The sequence below is a fragment of the Dapis purpurea BLCC-M126 genome (assembly GCF_050015975.1).
In the GTDB taxonomy this organism is placed as follows: Bacteria; Cyanobacteriota; Cyanobacteriia; order Cyanobacteriales; family Microcoleaceae; genus Trichodesmium.
In genome coordinates, this window is the sequence record NZ_JBNHER010000105.1 from 46,835 (window position 1) to 54,641 (window position 7,807).

Sequence of the window (7,807 nt, forward strand, 5' to 3'; positions counted from 1 at the left end):
TACCTCGAATTTAAAAATTAATTTAATGCTATTACATTGAATATTACAGCAATCATAGAAAAAATTCCGGGAGTAAAAGCATTTATTGATAACTATAGATATTAATGGATTAAAAGGTAAGTTTATGGTAAAATTATTAGGCTTTTTAAACAATACAAATATATGCACCGAATAGCAGCTACTCCTGGTGGTTGGAACCCTCAAGCAGAAGGGGTAATTTTTATAGAGCAAACTCCCGCACCAATAATATTTTTAACTGCGGCAGATACGGATATTCAAACTTTGGCAGCAGTAGTTAATAAATTACCTTCAGATTTTCCACCAGTGCGAGTTGCTAATTTGCTTCAGTTACAACAACAACTAACTATTGATACTTACGCTGATGATATTTTATCTAAGGCAAAAGTAATTATTATTCGACTTTTGGGGGGGCGCTCCTATTGGTCTTATGGTTTAGAAGTTTTGCTAGAAGTCATAGAAAAAGGAGGGGCAAAACTAATAGTAATTCCTGGAGATGACCGCCCAGATCCAGATTTAATTAGTCACTCTAATGTTTCAATTTCTCTAGTGAATCAATTCTGGAAATATTTAATAGAAGGTGGGGTCAATAATTTTGTTAATGGTCTCAAGTTTATCGCTAATATTTGTCTGGGAAAAAGTTATGATTTTGCCTCACCTATATCAGTACCGCGAGTTGGAATTTATCCTTGGCAAAAAGAAGAGAAAAATACAAAGGCAAAAGTCGGAATATTATTCTATCGCGCTCATTATCTCTCAGGAAATATTGCTCCTATAGATGCTCTTTGCCAAGCTTTGATAGAAAAAAATTTAGAACCTGTTCCGGTATTTGTTTCTTCCCCTAGAGATGTAGAAGTACAGGGAGAAATATTGGCATATTTTCAACCTGAGAATGCTGAAGCAATTCAATTATTGTTAAACACAACCAGTTTTGCTGTCTCTGTTGTGAATGATGGAAATTTTTCTATTGAAAAATCTGCTAACCATCCTTTGTTAAGGCAGGGAAAAATTTTAGATATACCAGTTTTACAAGTAATTTTTAGTGGTGGTAATTTTGAGCAGTGGGAAAGTCAATTTCAAGGTCTTTCACCACGGGATGTGGCAATGAATATTGCATTGCCAGAAGTAGATGGAAATATTATTAGTCGGGCAGTTTCTTTTAAGGCAGTTAAAACTTGGAATTCTGATATAGAAACAGATGTAGTGAGTTATTTTCCGGTTCAAGATAGGATTGAATTTGTGTCAGAATTAGTTGCTAATTGGATAAAATTACGGCAAACTCCAGCATCTCAACGTCGCATCGCATTAATATTAGCAAATTATCCTAATCGTGACGGTCGTCTTGCTAATGGAGTGGGGTTAGATACTCCTGCCAGTTGTGTAGAAATTATTAGAGCTTTACAACAAGCTGGTTATCATTTGGAAAATATTCCGGCAACGGGGGATGAGTTAATTAAATGTCTGACTTATGGAGTAACAAATGATTTGGAAAGTCATGAATTACGTCCTGTTTTCCAGTCTTTATCCTTAGCAGAATTTGAAACATATTTTGCTAGTTTGCCAGAGGTTGTACAAGAAAAAATTATTCAGAGATGGGGAAAGATGGCAGACACAGATTTTGCCACGGATGTAGGGATTAATTCGACGATAATTCCACCATCTTTTTTCAAATCTGTTTCTAGTAATTTTTTAGAATTTGAGAAAGATAATGACACAAATTTTGCCATGGATGTAGGGATTAATTCGACGATAATTCCTCTATCTTTTGCTAAATCTAAATCTAGAAATTTTGAGGAATTTAAGAAATATTCTGAGGTAAAAGAAATAGAGAAATTTCCTATTTCAGGTATTCAGCTAGGAAATATTTTTGTTGGCATTCAACCTTCTAGGGGTTACGATATTGACCCAAGTTTAAATTATCATGCTCCAGATTTAGAACCGACTCCTAATTATTTAGCTTTTTATTATTGGTTGAGAGAAAAATTTCAAATAGATGCAATTATTCATGTGGGAAAACATGGGAATTTAGAATGGTTGCCCGGTAAAAGTGTCGGTTTATCTCAAGAATGTTTTCCAGAAATAGCTCTCAGTGCTTTACCACATTTTTATCCTTTTATTGTTAACGATCCAGGAGAAGGTTCTCAAGCTAAACGGAGGTCTCAAGCTGTAATTATCGATCATTTAACTCCACCTATGACTCGTGCTGAAATTTATGGAGCTTTGCAGCAATTAGAAACCTTAATTGATGAATATTATGAAGCACAAAATTTAGATCCATCTCGGTTATCTGTGATTCGGGAGCGGATAATTAATCTCATAGAAAAAGAAGGTTTAGATAAAGACTTATCATTTTTAGAAAAAGACTCAGACTTCCTCTTAACCCCTCAGCAAAATAGGCAGAAATTTTCTACAGAAGCAGAAGGTGTATCTTCCGAGTTTTCCAATTCTGAAAAAGACTCAGATTTCCTCTCATTCCCTCAGGAAAATGAGCAAAAATTTTCTACAGAAGCAAAAGGTGTATCTTCCGAGTTTTCTAGTTCCGAAAAAGACTTAGACTTTCTCTTACTCCCAGAGCAAAATAGGGAAATTTTTCTCAGAGAAATAGAAAGTTTTGCTTCTGACTCTCTCCTTCCTACCGAGCAAAATGAGGAAAAATTTTCTACAGAAGCAAAAGGTGTATCTTCCGAGTTTTCTAGTTCCGAAAAAGACTCAGATTTCCTCTTACCCCCTCAGCAAAATAGGCAGAAATTTTCTACAGAAACAGAAGATGTAACTTCTAACTTTTCCAGTTCCGAAAAAGACTCAGATTTCCTCTTACCCCCTCAGCAAAATCAGCAGAAATTTTCTACAGAAATAGAAGAGGTAACTCCCGACTTCTCCACTTCGGAAAAAGACTCAGACTTCCTCTCACCTCCGCAGCAAAATCAGCAGAAATTTGAAAATGATGAAAATACTATATTTGCCAAATTAATTACTAATGTAGATGGTTATCTTTGCGAATTAAAAGAAGCACAAATTCGCGATGGTTTACATATATTTGGCCAATCTCCTCAAGGTCAACAACTACGAGATTTAATCGTAGCGATCGCTCGTCATCCTAGCACTACTCGTTTAGGTTTAACTCGTGCTTTAGCTAAAGATTTAAACTTAGATTTTGACCCTCTCAACGACGATTTTTCTACAATTATTGATCGGGGCTTAGTGGTAGATGGAAAATCTTGTCGTACTCTGGGTGATGCTGTTGAATTACTAGAACAAAAAGCAGCTAATTTAGTCGAGAATTTAATTAATCAAAACCAAATCTACTCTCCCTTCCCACAGACTAACAAAGAATTAGAATGGATTCGCCAAAATCTTCTACCTTCTCTGCAAAAAACTGACCGAGAAATTACAAACTTATTAATAGGATTAGACGGCAAATATGTACCTAGTGGTTCATCCGGCGCTCCGACAAGAGGTAGACCAGATGTTTTACCCACAGGTCGGAATTTTTACTCCGTAGATATTCGCGCCATTCCTACAGAAACTGCTTGGAGAATAGGGCAATTAGCAGCAGAAAATTTAATCGAAAGATACACTCAAGAAAATGGAGAATATCCTCAAACTTTAGGGTTATCAATATGGGGAACTTCTACCATGCGAACTGGTGGAGATGATATTGCCGAAGCACTTGCTTTATTAGGAGTAAAACCAGTCTGGGATAGACCCTCCCGAAGAGTTATTGACTTTGAAATTTTACCAATTTCAATATTAGGAAGACCCCGTGTAGATGTAACTTTAAGAATTTCTGGTTTCTTTAGAGATGCTTTTCCTAATATTATCGATTTATTCGACCAAGCTGTTATTGCTGTAGCTAATTTAGATGAACTAGAAACAGAAAATCCTTTAGCTACTCAAGTCAAAAAAGAAGTCAAATATTGGCAAGAATTAGGATTAACTGAAACTCAGGCAAAAGCACGTTCTCAATATAGAATATTCGGTTCCAAACCAGGAGCTTATGGTGCAGGTTTACAAGGTTTAATCGAATCTCAAAATTGGCAAGACGATCGAGATTTAGCCAGAGCTTATATTAATTGGAGTAGCTATGCTTATACAGGAATTAATAATAGTTATAGTCAGGAAGTTAGGGCGATAAATTCTCCTGAAGCATTTTCGCAACGTCTTCAACAAATGCAGATAGTTTTGCATAATCAAGACAATAGAGAACATGACTTATTAGACTCGGATGATTATTATCAATTCCAAGGAGGAATGACTGTAGCAATTCGCGCTTTAACGGGCAAAAATCCTCATACTTATTTTGGAGATAATTCCATGCCAGAAAATCCTAAAGTCCGACAATTAAAAGAACAAATTGCTAGGGTTTATCGTTCGCGAGTTGTTAATCCTAAATGGATAGCTGGAGTGATGCGTCATGGTTATAAAGGAGCTTTTGAAATGGCAGCAACAGTAGACTATTTATTTGCTTATGATGCGACGACAAAATGTGTAGAAGATTTTATGTATCAAGGAGTAGCAGAAGCTTATATTTTTGATAAAAATATACAGTCATTCATTCAAGCAAAAAATCCTTGGGCATTACGAGATATGGCAGAAAGATTATTAGAAGCAAATCAACGAGGTTTATGGCAGTCAGCTAATCAAAAAACATTGGAAAAATTACAGGCTATCTCTCTAGAAGCAGAAGGAATAATTGAGAATTTATAATTCAGAATTCAGAATTTAGAAGTAATTTGTACCCAGAAATAGTTAAAAAAATTAGAGGTAAATCAACGAAGCTTATGCCAGTTAGCTAATCAAAAAATCTTGGATAAATTGCGGGCGATCGCTCTAGAAGCAGAAGGAATAATTGAAGAAAAAAGCCACTTGTCTTTATATGTCAATGCTTTTATATTTAATCAGCAAGCTCTACTTAGTATCTTTAATACCAAATTCACGCAAAGGCAGTTACATCTTAATTTGTGATTTATTCCTAAAAGAAAAAATTATAAATTCCATAAATTCTAAAATTTCCACCTTTTTTCCTCTTTAATATTTATGTTTTTCTTTCTCTGTTCCCTGTTCCCTGTTCCCTGTTCCCTGTATCCTCACGCTTTGCAATATTTTATGAAATTGGTATAACTTGGAAATACTATGAAAATAGATTGGAACTTTCCTGAACCACGCTTGGGTATTAAAGGTGGTATTGACAAATTTTGTGGCCCCGGAGCTACTCGTCTAGAGATGATTCTACAGTCAGTTGTACCGATATTTGCAGGTTTTGTTGCTGCATATTATGGGTATTTAGGTGAATTTGGATGGTCAGTAACACAATACTTGGTTTGTTTTGTCATTGGGTTTGATATCATGGGTGGGATAATCACTAACTCAACATCAAGTGGGAAGCGTTGGTATCACCGTGCCGGGCAAGGTTTCACAGAGCATATGTCTTTTATTTTGCTTCATTTTGTCCAAATTACTATGATCGCTTGCCTATACATGGACTTCAATATTCTCTGGATCTTTACGGTGGGTGGCTATCTGGTTGTCGCTTCTATAGTAATTCAGATAATACCATTATATCTTCAGCGCCCTGTTGCACTGACTCTGTATAGTATAGCCATTATATTGTCGATTTATCTGTTAGAAACACCTGTAGGACTTGAATGGTTTCTTCCTTTATTCTATCTAAAACTATTAGTTAGTCATATATTACGAGAAGAACCTTACAGACCAGATAATGAGATTAAAAGGGATAATTCCTAGTCTTTAATTGATAATGAATAATGTATAATTATTTTTGTTTTCGGCGACAGCTGACATGAAATGCTTGGCGACATGAATGCGGAGCATTCTGTCAGGAACGCTTTCCGCAATTATCAATTATTAATTATTAGGATAAGCTTTAAACGTAATTGATTAATTATCAATTATCCATTAGTAAGGTACTGTTTTGTTCTGATGTTATGTCGCCTAAAACAAACTAATTTTACATCTTATCAGTACAAAAATTGCTATCTTCAAATTCAACCAAATCTATAATTTTTTTAAAATAGGCATTAATTTATCATTCAATGCTTTGTATCCTGCGCGATTAAGATGAAGGAAATCTCTACTATATTCTTCCCTAACTTTTCCTTGTTGATTTACTAAAATATCTGTTGTATCAAAAATTATTAAATCTTCGTTTTCTAATGAATAAATAAAATCATTTACTTCCTTAATTGCTGTAACTACTATATCGGGTGACCAAAAAATTTTTCTCTCAAGAGGTATTTCTGCAAGGGGAAAAATAGTTGTCAGAATCACAACCGCACCAAGCTGACGAGACTGGCTCACAATTTCTTTGATATTGGATTTACACTCAGAAATAATTGTCTCTTTATCTTCAGGAAATAGAGGTATTCTGTATAAATCATTGACACCAACTTGAACTATTACAACATCAGGAGACAAAGGTTTAATATGTCGATTTAATCTTCCTAAAACTTGCCCTGTAGTTTGACCAGAAATACCTCGATCAATAAAATTAAAATTATCAAAACCTTTAGGCAAATTCCAAGCACGAGCACGAGAGTCTCCAAAAAAAATTATATTCTTTTGTTGGGAATTTCCAGTCTCTTCAGGATTAGGAACTAGAGGATAATAATTTATGGCAAGTGGGTTTAATTGCAGAGAATTTAATTGTAAATAAAAATTTCTGCTTCTGTTGAAAAAGAGGAAATTAAGCCATAGTGAAACTAATATAATTGTTGATAAACAGACAGTTACTATTTTATTTTTATCCATAGTCGAAAATTCCTTAAACCTAAACTAAAATTAATACTACTGAACTCTTTCATCTTAAATAGTGCAATAATAGGGGCGTGTTTTAGTAGAAATTTTTATGTTTACCCTAAGATTTATATAAACCCGTCCTAATGAACAAAATTAGTTGAAACAGTCCACTACAAAAAAATAGTTATATCAAACAATAACACTGATTTTGCCTAGAGCAAAACAAACTATTTTTATTTTCTTGAGACAAAATAAGTATAGTCTCATTTTTCTATAATTTTAGCAGCCATCTTAAACTTATAGCAGTTTTCAGTTAGGTAGAGCACAGTAGTTCATGGAACTTCCCTACAAGAGTTTTTATTCTTCAAGGTGTATTCCATCTTCCTCAAAACCACTATAAAAAAGGTCAAATAATTTCAGTCAACTTTAATAACTACTACCTCTGCTTGATAAAATATTGCTACAGAGTCTTTTAGCAGAAAATTAATGGTTAGTAAGGATATAAATATCGTAATAAAATTACACTAATTTTTGCATAATAAATATTTATTTTTTCTGATTTAATAAAATATATAAATCTTTTAAAATAGGCGTTAATTTGTCATTCAAAGCTTCATATCCACTCCTATTAATATGAAGTAAATCTATTCTATATTCTCTCCGAACTTTTCCTTGCTCATTTGCTAAAATATGTGTTGTATCAAAAATTATCACATTTTCCTTTTCCAATGAATAAATAAAATTATTTACTTCCTTAATTCCTATAGCTACATCCGGCGACCAAACAAGTTTTCTCTCTAGAGGAACTTCAGCAATAGGAAAAATTGTTGTCAGAATCACAACCGCACCAAGCTGACGAGATTGCCTGACAATTTGTTCTAGATTTGATTTACACTCAGAAATAATTATCTCTTTTTTTTCAGGAAATAGCGGAATATTTTTTAAATCATTAACACCAACTTGAATTATTATAATATCCGTTCATTAATTGATAATTGATAATGGATAATTGATAATTACCTCTGGTTAAAAC

The 7,807-nt window shown here is 33.9% G+C and carries 5 protein-coding genes; 3 read left to right on the forward strand and 2 right to left on the reverse strand.

The features are described from left to right. Window positions 1–162: 162 nt before the first annotated feature. From cobN to ACP6PL_RS10005, 3 genes are all read left to right on the forward strand, one after another. Window positions 163–4,725, forward strand: coding sequence for a cobaltochelatase subunit CobN (gene cobN, locus ACP6PL_RS09995; protein ID WP_426545076.1), 4,563 nt, complete (start codon window positions 163–165; stop codon window positions 4,723–4,725). Between the two features lie 99 nt (window positions 4,726–4,824). Continuing rightward, a complete protein-coding gene (locus ACP6PL_RS10000; protein WP_426545078.1) occupies window positions 4,825–4,983 on the forward strand; it encodes a hypothetical protein in 159 nt (52 codons plus the stop codon). A gap of 168 nt (window positions 4,984–5,151) precedes the next feature. Further along, window positions 5,152–5,763: a hypothetical protein gene (locus tag ACP6PL_RS10005; protein WP_426545080.1), complete on the forward strand. Its 612-nt coding sequence runs from the start codon at window positions 5,152–5,154 to the stop codon at window positions 5,761–5,763. A gap of 270 nt (window positions 5,764–6,033) precedes the next feature. Here ACP6PL_RS10005 and ACP6PL_RS10010 read toward each other — a convergent pair whose 3' ends face one another. Next, window positions 6,034–6,786: an SGNH/GDSL hydrolase family protein gene (locus ACP6PL_RS10010; RefSeq protein WP_426545082.1), complete on the reverse strand. Its 753-nt coding sequence runs from the start codon at window positions 6,784–6,786 to the stop codon at window positions 6,034–6,036. 534 nt (window positions 6,787–7,320) lie between these two features. Continuing rightward, window positions 7,321–7,749 carry an SGNH/GDSL hydrolase family protein gene (locus tag ACP6PL_RS10015; RefSeq protein ID WP_426545092.1) on the reverse strand — a complete coding sequence of 143 codons (429 nt, stop codon included), beginning with the start codon at window positions 7,747–7,749 and terminating at the stop codon, window positions 7,321–7,323. Between the last annotated feature and the right edge of the window lie 58 nt (window positions 7,750–7,807).